The 16,839-nt window shown below is 70.5% G+C and carries 15 protein-coding genes; 12 read left to right on the top strand and 3 right to left on the bottom strand.

The annotated features are described in order from the left end of the window. Positions 1-4: 4 nt before the first annotated feature. The gene (locus BLV39_RS27960) at positions 5-484 is read right to left on the bottom strand and encodes a hypothetical protein (protein WP_090799287.1); all 480 of its coding nucleotides are present in this window, start codon (positions 482-484) and stop codon (positions 5-7) included. Positions 485-662: 178 nt separating this feature from the next. On the opposite strand from BLV39_RS27960, the gene BLV39_RS27955 reads away from it, so the two are divergent. The 5 genes from BLV39_RS27955 (at position 663) to BLV39_RS27935 (ending at position 8,340) form a co-directional block, all read left to right on the top strand. Then, positions 663-3,128 carry an NPCBM/NEW2 domain-containing protein gene (locus BLV39_RS27955; RefSeq protein WP_176985107.1) on the top strand — a complete coding sequence of 822 codons (2,466 nt, stop codon included), beginning with the start codon at positions 663-665 and terminating at the stop codon, positions 3,126-3,128. A gap of 71 nt (positions 3,129-3,199) precedes the next feature. Next, positions 3,200-4,456: an ABC transporter substrate-binding protein gene (locus tag BLV39_RS27950; protein WP_090799283.1), complete on the top strand. Its 1,257-nt coding sequence runs from the start codon at positions 3,200-3,202 to the stop codon at positions 4,454-4,456. Further along, complete coding sequence (locus tag BLV39_RS27945) at positions 4,453-5,382, top strand: carbohydrate ABC transporter permease (RefSeq protein ID WP_090799281.1); 930 nt, start codon at positions 4,453-4,455, stop codon at positions 5,380-5,382. The genes BLV39_RS27950 and BLV39_RS27945 overlap by 4 nt, the downstream gene beginning before the upstream one ends. After that, a complete protein-coding gene (locus BLV39_RS27940) occupies positions 5,375-6,220 on the top strand; it encodes a carbohydrate ABC transporter permease (protein ID WP_090799279.1) in 846 nt (281 codons plus the stop codon). Before BLV39_RS27945 ends, BLV39_RS27940 begins: the two co-directional genes overlap by 8 nt. Next, a complete protein-coding gene (locus tag BLV39_RS27935) occupies positions 6,217-8,340 on the top strand; it encodes an alpha-galactosidase (protein WP_090799277.1) in 2,124 nt (707 codons plus the stop codon). The genes BLV39_RS27940 and BLV39_RS27935 overlap by 4 nt, the downstream gene beginning before the upstream one ends. Here BLV39_RS27935 and BLV39_RS27930 read toward each other — a convergent pair whose 3' ends face one another. Then, positions 8,341-9,204: an AraC family transcriptional regulator gene (locus BLV39_RS27930; RefSeq protein WP_090799275.1), complete on the bottom strand. Its 864-nt coding sequence runs from the start codon at positions 9,202-9,204 to the stop codon at positions 8,341-8,343. It abuts the gene before it with no gap. A 100-nt stretch (positions 9,205-9,304) separates the two neighbouring features. Here BLV39_RS27930 and BLV39_RS27925 point away from each other — a divergent pair, with 100 nt between their 5' ends. From BLV39_RS27925 to BLV39_RS27895, 7 genes are all read left to right on the top strand, one after another. Further along, positions 9,305-10,024 carry an SDR family NAD(P)-dependent oxidoreductase gene (locus BLV39_RS27925; RefSeq protein ID WP_090799273.1) on the top strand — a complete coding sequence of 240 codons (720 nt, stop codon included), beginning with the start codon at positions 9,305-9,307 and terminating at the stop codon, positions 10,022-10,024. Next, entirely contained in the window at positions 10,021-11,184 is a 1,164-nt protein-coding gene (gene dgoD / locus BLV39_RS27920; RefSeq protein ID WP_090799271.1) for a galactonate dehydratase, read from the top strand. The genes BLV39_RS27925 and dgoD overlap by 4 nt, the downstream gene beginning before the upstream one ends. After that, the gene (locus BLV39_RS27915) at positions 11,178-11,999 is read left to right on the top strand and encodes a hypothetical protein (protein ID WP_090799269.1); all 822 of its coding nucleotides are present in this window, start codon (positions 11,178-11,180) and stop codon (positions 11,997-11,999) included. The genes dgoD and BLV39_RS27915 overlap by 7 nt, the downstream gene beginning before the upstream one ends. Next, positions 11,999-12,613, top strand: coding sequence for a bifunctional 4-hydroxy-2-oxoglutarate aldolase/2-dehydro-3-deoxy-phosphogluconate aldolase (locus BLV39_RS27910; RefSeq protein ID WP_090799267.1), 615 nt, complete (start codon positions 11,999-12,001; stop codon positions 12,611-12,613). Before BLV39_RS27915 ends, BLV39_RS27910 begins: the two co-directional genes overlap by 1 nt. Further along, positions 12,610-13,545: a sugar kinase gene (locus BLV39_RS27905; RefSeq protein ID WP_090799264.1), complete on the top strand. Its 936-nt coding sequence runs from the start codon at positions 12,610-12,612 to the stop codon at positions 13,543-13,545. The genes BLV39_RS27910 and BLV39_RS27905 overlap by 4 nt, the downstream gene beginning before the upstream one ends. Before the next feature lie 184 nt (positions 13,546-13,729). After that, the gene (locus tag BLV39_RS27900; protein WP_143049908.1) at positions 13,730-14,260 is read left to right on the top strand and encodes a hypothetical protein; all 531 of its coding nucleotides are present in this window, start codon (positions 13,730-13,732) and stop codon (positions 14,258-14,260) included. Positions 14,261-14,393: 133 nt separating this feature from the next. Further along, positions 14,394-16,277, top strand: coding sequence for a Xaa-Pro dipeptidyl-peptidase (locus BLV39_RS27895; protein WP_090800722.1), 1,884 nt, complete (start codon positions 14,394-14,396; stop codon positions 16,275-16,277). A gap of 41 nt (positions 16,278-16,318) precedes the next feature. Here BLV39_RS27895 and BLV39_RS27890 read toward each other — a convergent pair whose 3' ends face one another. Beyond that, complete coding sequence (locus BLV39_RS27890) at positions 16,319-16,801, bottom strand: hypothetical protein (protein WP_090799259.1); 483 nt, start codon at positions 16,799-16,801, stop codon at positions 16,319-16,321. Positions 16,802-16,839: the final 38 nt, after the last annotated feature.

The following is a 16,839-nucleotide window of genomic DNA, read 5'->3' as shown; positions in this document are numbered from 1 at the left end:
CGCATCAGGCGGGGTCGGGGAGGTAGAGGGCCAACTTCTTCTTGATCAGGGAGTTGAAGGCGTAGCCCCACAGGCGGGTGCCTCGGAAGAGGTGGGACCTGCCGGTGGCGAGGTCGACGACAGCGGGCTGGGCCATGACCGCGAAGCCGCCGAGATTGAGTCGGTGGACGCGTTGGGTCATCGCCACGGCGCTCTGGTCGGCGCTTTCCGCAACGATGACCGGCAGCACGATCACGCCTGACTGGAAGCCGCGCCACTGCCCTTTACGTTCGACCGCCAGGTTGACGGCGGCAGAGCCGAACTCAGCCACCGCGGTCTCGTCGACGGCGCCTGCCTTCGTCGCGACTAGGAACACGTGGCCGCGGACCAGGGCTCGCATCTGAGTCTTGTAAGCGACCAGCCCGAGCCCTTCGTGCGTCACCGCGCAACCGTCGGCGGCGAGCCGCTCCTCCAGGCTCTCGAGATACCCGTCGGCGTTGATCACCCTGGCAGCCTATAGCCCTCTTTCACTGCCGCCGACCGCCGCGGGTCGGGCGGTTGCCGGATCGTCGGATCGTCCATGCAACAAGTAAGAAACCCCATGTGGGCGAGCATGTCGGGACCTATACCGTCGCACCGGAACACGTCAGGTGCACGACCCGGCCGGATCACATGGAGCAGTGTTGAGCGACGAGATACGCCCTCGCCCGGTGGGCGCCGTCGTCCGGAACGCGGACGCCGGTGTCGAGCTGACCGTGACCTGGCACGGCGAGATCGTCCTTGACCGCATCCCCCTCGGCTTCACCGTCAACGGCGCCGAAGTCGGGACGAATGCCGAGCTCGTCCGGGTTTCGGAGCGTACAGTCCGCGAGAGCTTCCGCCTTCGTTCCGGCAAGTCGACCGGATTGCACGCATACGAGCACCACGAGAGCGTGCACACGTTCCGCACCGGCGAAGGCGTCGAGTGGCAGGTCGTCGTGCGCACCGCACGGGACGGCGTGGCGATCCGCTACCTCCTTCCGGCGCTCGACGGCACCGCGCGCATCACCGGGGACCGGACCGCCGTCACGCTTCCCGCGCGGTCACGCAACTGGGTGCTCGACTACCAGACCTGGTACGAGACGCCCCGGTTCGGCGTCGACACGACCGACCTGGCCCCTGGTGCGTACGGCTTCCCATTCCTGAGCCGGCTGGACGACAAGACGCACATTCTCGTCACCGAGTCGGGCATCGACGGCCGGTTCGCCGGCGCGCACGTGGTCGCCGGCGACCCCGAGCCGGACGGCAGCCGGACGTTGCGGTTCACCCTGGCCGACGACAGCGTCGAGGTCGCCCGTGGCGCGGTCACCCCGTGGCGCGTCATCCTCGTCGGCACCCTGCCCGACCTCGTGTCATCGCTGCTGGTCGAGGAGCTGGCGCCGGCGGTCTCGCCCGACCTCGACGACGCGACGTGGGTCCGGCCGGGGCGGGCCGCCTGGTCGTGGTGGTCGGACTTCTACTCGGGCGCGCAGCTCGACAAGCAGAAGCACTTCGTCGACGTCGCCGCCGACCTGGGTTGGGAGCACCTGCTCATCGACTGCGGGTGGGAGGAGACCTGGGTTCCCGAGATCGTCGCCTACGCGAGCCGCCGCGGGATCCAGGTGCACCTGTGGACCATCTGGCGCGATCTCAACAGCCCCGAAGACCTTCGCAAGCTGGCGCTGTGGCGCTCCTGGGGTGTGGCCGGCATCAAGGTCGACTTCATGGAGTCCGAGTCGAAGGACCGCTATCGCTGGTACGACTCGGTGCTCCTGGAGACCGCCCGGCTCGGCCTGATGGTGAACTTCCACGGTTCGGTCATCCCGCGCGGCTGGGCGCGGACCTTCCCCCAGGTCATCGGCTACGAGGCGATCCGCGGGGCCGAGTACTACGTCTTCTTCGAGGACCAGGCGCTGACCGCGGCACACAACGTGATCCAGCCCTTCACCCGCAACATCGTCGGTGGGATGGACGCCACCCCGGTCGCGTTCGGCGCCGCGAACCGCACGACCAGTGACGGCCACGAGCTCGGACTCTCGGTGGCGTTCGAAGCCGGGATCACTCATTTCGCCGACCATGTCGACGCGTACACCGACCGTCCGGCGGCCGCCCGCTTCCTGTCGGAGCTGGCACCGGCCTGGGACGAGACCGTCCTGCTGGCCGGCGACCCTGACAGCCATGCGGTCATCGCCCGCCGGTCCGGCGACCGCTGGTTCGTGGGGTGCATCGCCACCGGGGAAGCCCGCACGATCCGGGTGCCCCTTGAGCACCTCAACGCCGGACCGGACGCCCAGGTCTGGATCGTCGGCGACGACGCGGCGACCGGGCTCGCGGAGCGGACCGGCACCGTCTCGGACGCGTTCGAGGTCGAGGTGGCCCGCGACGGCGGCTTCGTCGCCGTGGTGGCGCCGGCCGGCACCGAGGTGTTCCGGTCCGAGCCCCGGCCGACCCACCCCGAGCCGGTCGTGCACCCGGCGGTCGCCGACATCGGCACCGACGGGACCGCGTCGCTGACGACCGACGTCGGAGCCCGCCTGCGGCTCCCGGCCGGTTGGTCGGTCGACCGCGTCGGCGAGACCGGCTGGGTCGTCCGACCGGACTCGTCGCTGCGGCCCGGGCAGCTCGGCGTGGTCACCGTCGAGCGGCAGGGCGACGGCCCGGTTCCCGTGGTCGCCCATGCGCGGGTCGTGCAGCCCCTGACGCCCGGCGCGTACGCGTTGTCGGACCTCCCGATGCTCTCCTTCGCCAACGCCGACGGGCCGGTCGAGCGCGACCAGTCCAACGGCGGCGGCAACCCCCGGGACGGGCAGCGGATGCGCGTCGCGGGTCAGGAGTTCGAGCGCGGCCTCGGCACCGCGCCGGTCTCCGAGGCCCGCTTCCACCTCGGTGGCCGCGCCGAGACGTTCACCGGCGCCGTCGGCGTCGACGACGAGTCGACCGGGCGGGCCAGGGTCAGCGTGCTCGCCGACGGGCACGAGATCTTCACCGCCACGGTCGAGGCGGGCAAGCCCGTCACGACCTTCGACCTCCCGGTCCACGGAGTGCGGACGCTGTGCCTGCGCGGCGAGCCCGTCACCCCCCAGGACGTCGGCGTGCACGTCGACTGGGTGAGCACGACCGTCCACATCTGACATCCCCCAACCCCGCAACACCCCATCCCCGGCTGTCCCCGGCCGGAATGAGTTTTCATCGAAGGAGCACCATGAAACGTAGGTGGATCGCCGCCACGGCCCTGGCCGCCGCGGTAACCCTGCTTACCGCCTGCTCGGGGCAATCCGACGAGGCGTCAGGTGAGAAGGTCACCCTCACGTACGCGAACTGGAGTGAGGACCAGACTCCCGCGATGCAGCAGATCGCCGACGAGTTCCAGAAGGCGAACCCTGACATCACCATCAAGGTGCAGACGCTGCCGTGGACGGAGTACTGGACGACACTCCAGGTCGGTGCCGCCGGCGGCACCGCGCCGGACGCGTTCTGGATGCTCGCCGACCACTTCCGCGAGTACGCCAAGGGCGGCCAGTTGGTCGACATGTCCGACACGGTGAAGTCCAACAACATCGACCTTGCCAAGTACCCCAAGGCGGTCTCGGACTCCTACACGTACGACGGGAAGCTCTTCGCACTGCCGAAGGACTTCGACACCAACGGCATCTGGTACAACAAGGCGCTGTTCGACGCCGCGGGTGTGAAGTACCCCGACGACACCTGGACCTGGCAGGACGCGCAGGACGCGGCGAAGAAGCTGACCGACCCAGCCAAGGGCGTGTTCGGCATCGCGGCGCCGATCGACGCGCAGGGCGGCTTCTACAACACGATGCTGCAGGCGGGTGGCTCCATCATCAACGCCGACGGCACCGCGTCCGACTTCGGCAGCCCGGCGGGCGTCGAGGGCCTGAAGTTCTGGACCGACCTGCAGGCCGCCAAGGCGTCGCCGACGCTGGAGCAGCTCTCGGACACGGAGGCCGTCTCCATGTTCGAGAACCAGAAGGTCGCCATGTACTTCTCGGGTGCCTACTGGGCGCTGAAGTTCCACAACAACGCGGCGCTGAAGGGCAAGATCGACGTCGCGCCGCTGCCGCAGGGTGTCAAGCGCGCCACCGTCACCAGCGGCATCGGCAACGCGGGCTACGCCGGCAGCAAGCACCCGGAGCAGCTCAAGAAGTTCCTCGCCTTCCTCGGCGGGTCCAAGGCGGCCGAGATCCAGGCGGCCACCGGCACCGTGCTGCCGGCCTATGAGGGCACGCAGCAGCCGTGGCTCGACTCGATGCCGGAGTACAAGCTCCAGGTCTTCATCGACGCCATCGCCTACAGCGTTCCCCTCCCGGTCGCGGGCAACGCGTCCGAGTGGCAGGGGCTCGCCACGCAGTACCTCGGCCCCGCGTGGAGCGGTAAGAAGCCCGTCCAGGAAGCGGCCACGGAGTACCAGGCCGCCGTGGACCAGGTTCTCGCCAAGAAATGACGTCCTCGGCAACGAAGCTTCCGCGGCGGCCGTCCGGCCGCCGCGGGGGCGTTTCCGCTCCCAACGGCTGGTGGGCACTGGCGTTCATCGCCCCGGCGACGATCGGTCTGCTGCTGCTGTACGTGTGGCCGTTCCTGAGGACGGTCATCGACAGCTTCCAGGATGTGCCGGCGTTCGGGCCGGCGACCTGGGTCGGCACCGACAACTACACGGCCCTGCTGCACGACCCGGACTTCTGGAAGGCGTTCGGCAACTCGGCGCTCTACACCGCCATCGTGCTGCTCGGTGTCCCCGTCGCCATCGCGCTGGCCGCGCTGATCGAGCAGGTCGGCCGGGGACGCGCGCTCTACCGCGTGCTCTTCTTCCTGCCCGTGGTCACCCTGCCCGTCGCCATCGGCATGGTCTGGCGCTTCATCTACAACGGCGACTTCGGGCTCCTCAACACCGTGCTGTCCTGGTTCGGCGTCGACGGCCAGTTCTGGGTGGCCGATCCCCGGTTCACGATCTACGCGTTCGGTGTCGTCGGCATCTGGATGGGCCTCGGCATCAACCTGATCATTCTGGGTGCCGGACTACAGGCCATTCCGAAGGCCCTGTACGAGGCGTCCGCATTGGACGGTGCCGGTCGCGTCCGGCAGTTCTTCCGGATCACCGTGCCGCTGCTGAGCCCGAGCATCTTCTTCGTCACGGTGCTGACCGTCATCGGCGCGCTGCAGATGTTCGACCTGAACTTCATCATGCTGCGCGGGGTGAACAACACGGCGCTGGCCGACTCGAAGACCATCGTCTACCTGTTCTACGAGAAGGCGTTCGTCCAGTTCCATCAGGGCTACGGCGCCGCCATCGCGGTCGTGCTCCTGCTCGTCATCATGATCGCGACGGCGCTCCAGTTCCGTCTGCAGAGATCCTGGGTCTTCTATGACTGACTCCACCGCCCGGCGCGGACCCCGGCGGGCCACGCGTTGGCACCTCCACCTGATCCTCGGCGCCGCGGCCGCCTTCATGGTGGTGCCGTTCGTCTGGCAGCTCCTCACGGTGTTCAAGTCGACCGCCGAGGTGACGCGGATCCCTCCGACGATCCTGCCGCAGGGCTACAGCCTGCACTCGTTCGAGACGTTCTTCGCGACGGTGCCGTTCTGGTCGATGTTCGCGGTCTCCACCGGCGCGCTCGTCCTGCGGGTCGGCGGGCAGATCATCATCGCGGCGCTCGCCGGGTACGCGTTCGCGCGCATCCCTTTCCGCGGGCGCGGCCTGCTCCACGGCCTGTTCCTGGCCATGCTGATGGTGCCGAGCCAGCTCTTCCTGATCGGTCAGTACGGGCTGATTCGCGACCTGAAGCTGCTCGACACCCTGCCGGCGTTGGCCATCCCCGGCCTCTTCTCCGCGTTCGGCGTGTTCCTGATGCGACAGGCCTTCCTGAGCATGCCCAACGACTACGAGGAGGCGGCCCGGCTCGACGGTGCCAACCCGTTCCAGGTCTTCTGGCACATCATGCTGCCGATGGCCAAGCCGACGGTCGCCGCTCTGGCCGTGCTCACCGGGCTCTACTCCTGGAACGACCTGCTCTGGCCGCTCATCGTGTCGCCGGCGGGGGAGAACCGCCCGCTGTCGGTAGGTCTCGCGGGACTACAGGGCCAGTTCGGCACCGATTACCCCACGCTCATGGCGGGAGCGTTCGTCTGCTCGATCCCGCTGATCACCGTGTTTCTTGTTCTGCAACGACAGTTCTTCGCGGGAATCGCAGGAAGTGGGATCAAGGGATGACAGACAATATCCACCTGCGGGCGGGCGGCACCAGCCTGGTCGTCGCCGTCGACGGCGGCCGGCTTCCGCGCATCCTGCACTGGGGCCACGACCTCGGCGAGCTCGACGACCGGGCCCTGGCCGACGTGCGGCTGGCGGCGCTGCCCGCCATCGGGGACAGCGCGGTCACCTATCCGCAGCCGGTCCCGGTGCTGCCGCAGCTCGCCGAGGGTTGGCTCGGACGCCCCGGACTGGTCGGGGACAGCGAGGGGCACCGCTGGGCACCGAAGTTCCGCGACGCGACCACGCGGGTCGACGACACGGCCGACGGGCCGGTGCTGGTGAGCTCGGCCCACGACGCCGAGTACGGCCTCTCGCTGGAACTCGAGCTTCAGGTGCTCGCGGCGAGCGGACTCGTGCGCCAGCGGGCCGTGGTCACGAACGCGGGGGAGACCCCGTACCGGATCGGCTCTCTCGAACTGGCCCTTCCGGTGCCCTCGGACGCGACCGAGATCCTCGACCTGACGGGCCGTTGGGCCCTCGAGCGGGTGCCACAGCGCCGTCCGTTCCACGTCGGGGAGTGGGTCCGGGCCTCGCGCGGAGGCAAGCCGGGACTGGAGCACACGTTGCTCCTGGCCGCCGGCGAGGCGGGGTTCGGCTTCCGGCACGGGCTGGTGTGGGCGACCCACCTCGCGTGGAGCGGCAACCAGGTGCTCGCCGCCGAGCGGCTGCCGGCCGGCACGAGACACCTGAGCGCGGGCGAAGTGCTGCTGCCGTCCGAGGTGGTGCTCGGGCCGGGCGACGCGCATCGGAGCCCCTGGCAGTACGGGTCGTGGGGAGTCGGGCTGGACGACCTGGCCGCGCGGTTCCACCGGCACCTTCGGCGGCAGCCCCGCTCGCCCCGGCCGGTCGTGCTGAACACGTGGGAGGCGGTCTACTTCGACCACGACCTCGACACGTTGACCGCGCTGGCCGAGCGGGGCGCGGAGGTCGGCGCCGAACGCTTCGTGCTGGACGACGGCTGGTTCCTCGGGCGCCGCGACGACACCACGTCCCTGGGCGACTGGACGGTCGATCCGGCGGTCTGGTCCGAGGGACTGCAACCCCTCGTCGCACGGGTACGCGAGCTCGGCATGGACTTCGGGCTCTGGTTCGAGCCGGAGATGGTCAACCTCGACTCCGACCTGGCCCGCGCGCACCCGGAGTGGATCTTCGATGCGGGACACGGTGCCGGCCTGCCCTCGCGCCACCAACACGTGCTCGACCTCGGCCACCCCGGCGCGTACACCCATCTGTTCGACCGGATCAGTGAGCTGGTCGGGACGCTCGGCATCGCCTACCTCAAGTGGGACCACAACCGGTATCTGCTCGACGCCGGCCACACACCCGACGGCCGGCCGGGAGTGCGGACCCAGGTCGAGCAGACGTACCGGCTGATGGCGGAGCTCAAGGCGGCCCACCCGGGGCTGGAGATCGAGTCGTGCGCCAGCGGTGGCGGGCGCGTCGACCTCGGCGTCCTCGAGTTCACCGACCGGGTCTGGTCGAGCGACTGCAACGACCCGCACGAGCGCCTCGAGATCCAGCGCTACACGGGGCTGTTGGTCCCGCCGGAGCTTCAGGGCACCCACATCGGGGCGGAGGAGTCACACACCACCCACCGGACGCATCCGCTCGACTATCGCGCCGAGAAGGCGCTGTGGGGACACCTGGGCGTCGAGGTCAACCTGCTCACCGCCGACGACGAGACCCGCGCCGCGATCGCGGGGTGGGTCGCCTTCCACAAGCGGCACCGGGCTCTGTTGCACTCGGGTGACGTCGTCCACGCCGATCTGCCCGACGCGGCGTTGCGCCTGGAGGGCGTCGTCGCGGCGGACCGGGGCGAGGCGCTCTACGCCTTCAGCGTCGTCGAGCGCCCGTCGACCTGGCCGCCGGGGCGGATCCGCCTGCCGGGACTGGACGACGAGCGGGCGTACGCCGTCGAAGCCGTCTACCCCGGGTCAGCGCCCGCGGCCGGCGCCGTGCTGCCGCCGTGGCAGCACGCCGGCGTGGTCCTGCCCGGGCGGGTGTTGCGGCTGGTCGGCATCGAGGCGCCGTCTCTGGACGTCGACCGTTCGGTGCTGCTGCACGTCGTGGCGCGCTAGTTAACCCTTCGCGCGGTTGCGGTACTCGCTGGGGCTGGCCTCGTGCATCCGCTTGAAGTGACGCGAGAAGTAGAACGGGTCCGGGTAGCCGACCTCGCGGGCGATCGCGGCGACGGTCGCGTCGGTCGTGTCGAGCAGGTTGCGGGCCTGGGCCATCCGGAGGGCGGTGTGGTGCGCGAGCACACCGCCCCCGGTCGCGTGGCGGAACAGCGCGCTGAGGTGGGAGGGCGAGACACCCACGAGCGACGCCAGGTCGGCCACCCGGACGGTGCTGTCCAGGCGCTCGGCCAGATAGGCCATCGCGCGCTGGAGGGGATCGCCCGGCAGGGGCATGGCGCGGTCGACCACGATCTGCGTGAGGAGTTTCCAGGCGGCGCCGGCCGTGCCGGTCAGGCTCGCCGGAGAGTGATCCCGCTCCAGGGTGGTCACGATCTCGTCGAGCATGGCGACCGCGCGGTCGAGGCGCCGGATGGGCACCACCGGCCTGGTGGCGCTGGCGCCGATCTCCGCGATCAGTTCGGGTAGATCGGTGCCGCGCAGGTGGCACCACCAGATCGTCCAGGGATTGTCCGCCGAAGCGCCGTAGGCGTGTGGCGTCCCACTCGGGACCACCAGTGCCATGCTGGCCCCGATCCGGTGCTGCGTGCCCGCGACGTTTGCCCAGCCGGTGCCCGTCGTGCAGACGATGAGAACGGTCTCCGCGATGCCGGAAGGCCGCTCCATCAGGTGATCCGCAGCAGCGGGGTAGTAGCCGGTGTCGGTCACCATCAGGCGCCGGGTCACCTGGCGCGAGCAGGTCTCGACCACGACCCGGCGCGGCACGACGGTCAGTCGCTGGTTGCGGAACCCCTCCTGGATCGGCATCGGCCCAGTATTGGCAAACGCCATCGGATTGTCCAGGTGGTGGCGAGCATCCGCCATTCCTCAGGCGGGCGGGCGCGGGTTGACTCGCTGCGTGGGAAACATGTTGTCCGGAAAGGTCGCTGTGGTGACCGGCGCGGCCACCGGCATCGGCGCCGCGGTGGTCGAGCGGTTCCTGGCCGAGGACGCGCGGGTGATCGCGGTGGACGTGGCCGACCAGGTCCACGACCGCGCCGGCGTCCTGCCGATCACCGGTGACGTCGCGGACGCGGTGACCTGGCGGCGGGTCGCCGACACGGCGCGGACCGAGTTCGGGCGGCTGGACGTGCTGCACAGCAACGCGAGTGTCGCGGTGCGGGCTCCGGCCCACGAGCTGTCGGAGGACGACTGGGACCGGCAGATCTCGGTCAACCTCAAAGCGACCTACCTGGCGGTCCACGACTGCGTCGGGCTCCTTCGGGAGGCCCGGGGCGCGATCGTGCTGAGCTCCTCGGTGCACGCGCTGGTCGGCCTTCCCGGGCACCCGGCCTACGCCGCGGCCAAGGGCGGCCTCGTGGCGCTCGGCCGCCAGTTGGCGGTGGAGTACGGCCCGCACGTGCGGGTCAACACCGTCCTACCTGGACCGATTCTCACCTCGGCCTGGGACGGCATCGGCGAGGCTGACCGCCGGCGCAGCGTCGCGGCCACCGCGGTGCGGCGGTTCGGCCGGCCCGAAGAGGTGGCCGCCGCGGTGACGTTCCTGGCCAGCGACGAGAGCTCGTACATCACCGGCGCGTCGCTCGTCGTCGACGGCGGCTGGACTGCCGTGAAAGACTCCGCATGACGCCGGAGGCCGCCGGCCGCATCGTCCGCGTCGAGACGTTCGCCGTCGCACCGCGCTGGCTTTTCTGCCGCATCGAGACCGACCAGGGCGTGGTCGGCTGGGGCGAGCCCATTGTGGAGGGTCGCGCCGAGGCGGTGCGTGCGACCGTCGAGGTGCTGGCCGAGTACCTGCTGGGGCAGGATCCGTTGCGCATCGAGGATCACTGGCAGGTCATGGCCAACGGCGGGTTCTACCGGGGCGGCCCGGTGCTGTCCAGCGCGCTGGCCGGCCTCGACCAGGCGTTGTGGGACATCGCGGGCAAGGCCTACGGCGTCCCGGTCCACGCGCTGCTCGGCGGCCCGGTCCGCGATCGGGTCCGCATGTACGCGTGGGTCGGCGGCGACGACCCGGGCCAACTGGCCGAGAACGTCGGCGCCCGGCTCGAGCAGGGGTTCGACGCGGTCAAGATGAACGCCACCGGTCGCATGCCCGCGCTGGCGAGCGTCGCCGACCTCACCGGCGTGGTGGAGCGGGTCGCGTTGGCCCGCGAGGTGCTCGGGCCGACCCGTGACGTCGCGGTCGACTTCCACGGCCGCGTCAGCGCGGCCGACGCCCGGCGCATCCTGCCGCTGATCGCACCGCTCCATCCGATGTTCGCCGAGGAACCGGTGCTGCCCGACCGGCCACACCTGCTGCGCGGCGTCGTGACCGCCAGCAGCGTTCCGGTCGCCACGGGCGAGCGGCTCTACTCGCGGTGGGATTTCCGGCCCGCGCTGGAGGCCGGGGTGGCCGTGGTGCAACCCGATCTGTCCCACGCCGGCGGCATCTCGGAGACCCGGCGGATCGCCGCCCTCGCGGAGGTGTGGGACGCCAAGCTGGCCCCGCACTGCCCACTCGGCCCGATCGCCCTCGCCGCCAGCCTCCAGGTCGCGTTCGCGACGCCGAACTTCCTGATCCAGGAGCACTCGATCGGCATCCACTACAACGAAGGCGCCGACCTGCTCGACTATGTGGCCGACACGAGCGTGTTCGCGTTCACTGACGGACATGTCTCCCGACCGACCGCGCCCGGGCTGGGCATCGACGTCGACGAAGCCGCGGTGAGGCGCGCGGACAAGCCGGGACACGCCTGGCGCAACCCGGTCTGGCGGCACGACGACGGTGGGTTCGCCGAATGGTGACGATCCCCCTGGTCCCCCGCTTTGACCTCGGCCTGGGCGGTCGGTGGACCTCGCTGACCGGCGGCGGTCGCGAATGGCTGTGGTCACGCCACGATCCCGCGCGGTCCACGGTCTCGCCGGGTGCACCGTTCGTCGACGCCGGCGGTCTGGAGGAATGCGTCCCCACGGTCCGCGGGCTGCCCGACCACGGCGATGTGTGGAGCCGTCCGTGGACCGGGTCCGCGGCCTTCTCCAGCGTGAGGTGCGCCGACTTCGAGCTGTCGCGCACCGTCAAGGACGAGGCCGGCGCGGTCGTCGCGACCTACCGGCTGTCCGCCGACCCCGGGTACCGGTTCGTCTGGGCCGCTCATGCCCTGCTCGACCTCAGCGAGCGGGCACGGCTCGTCGCACCGGAGGGCACCGTGGCACGTCTGTACCCCGAGGCGGCGCCGCTGCTTCCGGGCGTTTGGCCGTCGGCCGCCGCCTATCTGGACGGGTCCTGGCCCGCGCCGCACGGCCTGGAGCTCGACCGGCTCGGCGCCGAGGACGGGACGGCCGTGGGTGCCGTACTGTGTTGCGTCGCCGTGCGGGTGGTGGACGGGGCTGACGCGCTCGACCTGCGGGTGGAGGCCCCGTCGGGCGTACCGGTCGCCACGGCCCTGTGGCGCAACCTCGGCGGCTTCCCCGAGGGCTCGCCGTATCGCAGCATCGGCGTCGAACCCATGCTCGGCACCGTCTTCGACCTCGCTGAAGCCGGTCCCGACGACGCGGCGGTCGTGCCGCCGTCGGGCGAACTGACCTGGCGGCTCGTGCTGGCCGCGGAACGGATGTCCTGATGTCTTTTCTGGAGACGCTGGCGGCCCGCCGCCTCCTGGCGATCGTGCGTGGACCGGACGCGCGCGCGGCCACGCGTACCGTGCTGACCTTGTTCGAGGAGGGCGTCGACCTGGTCGAGGTCTCCCTGGTGACCCGGGACGCGCTTCAGGTTCTCCGCGACGTGCGCGCTGCTCTGGGAAGCGAAGCCAACCTCGGCGCCGGGACGGTGGTCACCGCGGACCACGCGCACGCCGCGGCCGAGGCCGGCGCCTCCTTCCTCGTCACTCCGGCGGTGAGTTCAGGGGTCGCGGCGGGCCATGCGCTGGGGCTTCCGGTCCTGGCCGGAGCGCTCACCCCGACCGAGGTGGTGGCCGCGCTCGGCGCCGGCGCCACGGCGATCAAGCTGTTTCCCGCGTCGCTCGGCGGAGTGCGTCACCTGCGCGCGCTGCGCGACCCGTTCCCGGAGGTGCCGTTCGTGCCCGTCGGTGGTGTCGGAGTGGCGGAGGCCACCGATTATCTGGCCGCCGGAGCGGTGGCGGTCGGTGTCGGCTCGCCACTGGTGGGCGACGCCGCCGCCGGTGGGAGCATGGACGACCTGCGCGGCCGGGTCCGCGACTTCCGGGCAGCGCTGTGAGCGACGTCGTCACCTTCGGTGAGACGATGGCGGCCCTGCGGGCGGACGGACCGATCCGGCTCGGCGGGACGATGCGGCTCTCGGTCGCCGGTGCCGAGTCCAACGTCGCGATCGGCCTTGCCCGGCTGGGTCACCGGGTCCGCTGGACGGGTCTCGTCGGGCGCGACGAGACCGGAGAGCTCGTGCTGCGGACCCTGCGCGCCGAGGGGGTCGACGTCGGTCACGCCCGGGTCGACGAGCGCGGGCCGACCGGACTCATCCTGTTCGAGCGCCGGCTCGGCGATCTGGTGCGGGTGATCTACCACCGTGCCGGTTCCGCGGCGTCGTTCCTGTCGGCCGATGACGTCCTGCCCGCGCTGGACCCATCGCCCAGGCTGCTGCACGTCACCGGCATCACCCCGGCCCTCGGTCCCGCGCCCGCCTTGGCGGTGCGCGCGGCGGTCGAGTCGGGCGTACGGGTCTGCCTCGACGTCAACTACCGAAGCCGCCTGTGGGGTCGCGACCAGGCGGCCGCGGCGCTGCGCCCGTTGGTCTCCGCGCTGTCGGTGGTCGTCGCGTCCGACGACGAGCTGGAGCTGGTCGCGCCGCCCTCGGCCTCGACCGAGAACGACCGGGTGGCCGCACTGCTCGACGCGGGGGTGGCCGAAGTGGTCATCAAACGCGGTGCGGACGGGGCGAGCGCTCACACCAGGCACTCGAGCGTTCACGCTTCGGCCCGGCGCGTGCGCGTCGTCGACGTGGTCGGCGCCGGGGACGCCTTCGTCGCCGGCTACCTGTCCGGACTGCTCGACGACCTGGACCTGACCGGCCGCCTCGACCGCGCGGTCACCACGGGAGCCTTCGCCGTCGCCTCACCCGGCGACTGGGAAGGGCTGCCGACTCGGGCCGAGCTCGGCCTGCTGGACGGCCGGCCGGAGTCCACGCTGCGCTGACCGGCCTCTTTCCACGTACGTCGAAGGTCCGTGCGTCCTGCTCGTGCGCCACGCGACACTGCGGCGTACACGGCCCTTTCGAGCCGTGCGCGACCTTCGTCCGTAGGAGAGAGCCGTGGCAGACCTGATGACAGCGCGCCGCAGCGGTCGATTTGTGCGCCTTCTGGCGATCGCGGTGGCCCTGATGACCGCTGTGGTGCTGGGAGTCGCACCCATTCCGGCATATGCCGTGTCGTTGCCCTGCTACGACACGGGGACGTTCCCCAGTGAACGGTGCACCGTCGGCTACCAGGCGTACCCGTACGGCCAGACCACCGGCCTGCGGTCGTCGATGCAGGGCTGGCCGGACCTGGGCATCACCGGCACGCAGCAGGCCGGCACCGACGAGATCCGGATCCACCTCAAGGTGTGGGACCTGAACACCGACGGCTACCGCGCCCGGGTCTGGATCGACGTGTTCCGGGGCTGCTGGTGCACCGACGCGGTGAACCACGTGCCCACCACCCAGGGCGCGGAGGGCGGCTCGCAGGGTGCGACCCGTGTCTTCGACTCGGGCAGCAGCAGCGGCAATTTCCGCGAGTGGTACTACACGAACCCCGACGGAAGCGTGGAGACCTACCTGGTGCGGCTCCGGCTCGGCCGGTTCCAGCTCAGCACCGGGCGTTACGAGTGGGGAGAGGAACAGCTTTACCGCATGCGGGTGTACCGGTTGTAGCCCGCGCGACCGTGATCATCTTCATGGGTCGCAGGACGGGGCGAACGCGAGAACGGGCCTAACATGACAGTGGATCATCATGATCCACCACTACCGATACCCCTCGGTGAGCCCCTCTCGAACGGAGACGTTCATGCGCAGACCTCCCAGTCTGGCTTTGCTCGGCGTCGTGATATCCGGCACGCTGGTCGCGGCCGCCGCCTCCCCGGCGGCGGCCCACCAGCCGGCGACCCCGGCCCCGCACATCGTGGTCACCGACGGCATGACCCAGCCGGTCTTCTCGTTCGCCGACGCGATCGAGGAGCGGGTCTACGTCGAGACCCCTGTGGACACCGATCACGACGGCAAGCTCGACCGGGTCGCGATCGACATCTCGCGCCCGGCGGAGACCGCCACCCAGGGCTTCAAGGTGCCGGTGATCTTCGAGCACAGCCCGTACCGTAAGGACACCTGGGACGACGTCCCGTACCCGAGCGTGCTGGTCGACGACCTGCCGCAGAACGGTGCGTCCGGCCACAACGGGCTGCTGCGCTCGGCCGCCGGCCCCGTCCCGAACGCGGCGGCCAAGGCCAACCTGCCCGGCTCGCTCGACGACTACTACGTGCCCCGCGGCTACGCCGTGGTGCTCGGCCAGAGCGTCGGCACCGGCGACTCGGACGGCTGCCCGACCAGCGGCGACCAGGCCGAGACGGCCGGCACCAAGGCGGTCATCGACTGGCTGAACGGCCGGGCCAAGGCGTTCGACGCCGCTGGCGCGCCGGTCAAGGCCACCTGGACCACGGGCGCGGTCGGCATGACCGGCGTCTCCTACAACGGGACGCTGCCCAACCAGGTCGCCACGACCGGGGTCAAGGGCCTCAAGACGATCGTCCCGGTCTCCGCGATCAGTAGCTGGTACGACTACTACCGTGCCAACGGCCTCGTCGTCGCACCGGGCACGTACCAGGGTGAGGACCTCGACATCCTGGCCCAGTACACGGCCGGGCAGACGCGGGCCGAGGGCAAGTGCCTCGACGAGCTCGCCGACATCACCGCGAAGCAGGACCGGGTCACCGGTGACTACTCCAAGTTCTGGGAAGACCGCGACTACCGCGACGCGAGCGACGTGAAGGCCAGCGTCTTCGTCGTGCACGGCCTGAACGACTGGAACGTCAAGACCGAGAACTTCGCCGGCTGGTGGGACGAGCTCGCCAAGAAGGACGTCCCGCGCAAGATCTGGCTGCACCAGGGTGGCCACGGCGGCCCGGGCAACAGCGCGGCGGTGACGCTGCCGAGCGGGCAGACCTGGACGTACAAGCAGACCGAGAACCGCTGGTTCGACTTCTGGCTCTGGAACGTCAGCAACGGCATCATGGACGAGCCGACGGCCGTCGTGCAGCGCGAGGACCGCAACTACACGACGTACGCCAACTGGCCGGACAAGGCCGCCAAGGAGGTCGCACTCCGGTTCGCCGCGACCAGTTCGACCGGCACCGGCACGCTGACCACCGGCAAGGCCCCGAAGGGCAAGGTCTCGCAGACCTTCGTCGACGAGGGCCGCACGATCGCTCCCCGCACGTTGGTGGCAGGCCCGGAGACGGCCAGCCCGAACCGGCTCGCCTACCTCTCCCCGGCCCTCGGCCAGGACGTCCGGATCTCCGGCCGTCCGGAGATGCGGCTGCGGATGGCCATCGAGAACAAGCCGGACGCGAACCTGACCACCTATCTGGTCGACTACGGCCCGGCCGGCTCGACCGCCGCGCCGACCGTGGTGACCCGGGGCTGGATGGACCCGCAGAACCGCAAGAACGCGTCGCACAGCGAGAAGCTCAAGCAGGGCAAGCTGTACGACTTCAAGTGGACCCTGGAGCCGAAGGACTACATCTTCAAGGCCGGACACCAGATCGGCGTGGTCGTGTTCTCCACGGACCAGGACTACACGCTGCTCCCGCTGGGCGGCACCGAGTTGACGGTGGCGCCGAACGACAGTGAACTGCGTCTGCCGGTGGTAGGCGGCAAGGCCGTACTCGGCTTCTGACCGCTCCGCGCGGTGCCCGGGTCACCACGACCCGGGCACCGTCACCACCACAAACTCCCCGACCGGTAGCCGATTTTGTTGGCCGCCTGCGCGTCACGCATGGCGATGACCAGCGCCAGCACGAAGATCTCGACCAGCGGCGGTGCGCCGGCCACGTCGAGCTCGACGGCACGGTCCGCGCCACCGGTCCGATAAGCCATGCCCAGCGGCAGATCGCCGGCGTCGAGCTGGTGACGCGTGCCCCAGATGGACATGCGGCGGAGATGATAGGCCTGGCCGGCATGGCTGATGGCCCAGCACTCGCGGTTGACCCGGGTCGCTTCCGCGACCACCTCGTTCCGCGCGTCGAGCACCCCGAAGCGGGTGTCCCAAACGGCACCGGGCAACGAATAACGCCGGCCGTCGAGGGTGAACGACCCAGAGCTGTTGTCGCGAACGACGGCGTCGAGCGTGGTGACCCGCCGACCGTCGCGGCTCACCACGTATCGGTTGCTCCATTTGCTGATTTCACTCGCGACCAGCACGCTTTCAGGCTAGCCGCACCGCGCACCGGCCGGCGTCC

This window comes from Asanoa ishikariensis, assembly GCF_900107455.1.
Taxonomy (GTDB): domain Bacteria; phylum Actinomycetota; class Actinomycetes; order Mycobacteriales; family Micromonosporaceae; genus Asanoa; species Asanoa ishikariensis.
The sequence above is the reverse complement of the archived record's forward strand: the minus strand, read 5'-3'. Positions and strand labels throughout refer to the sequence as shown.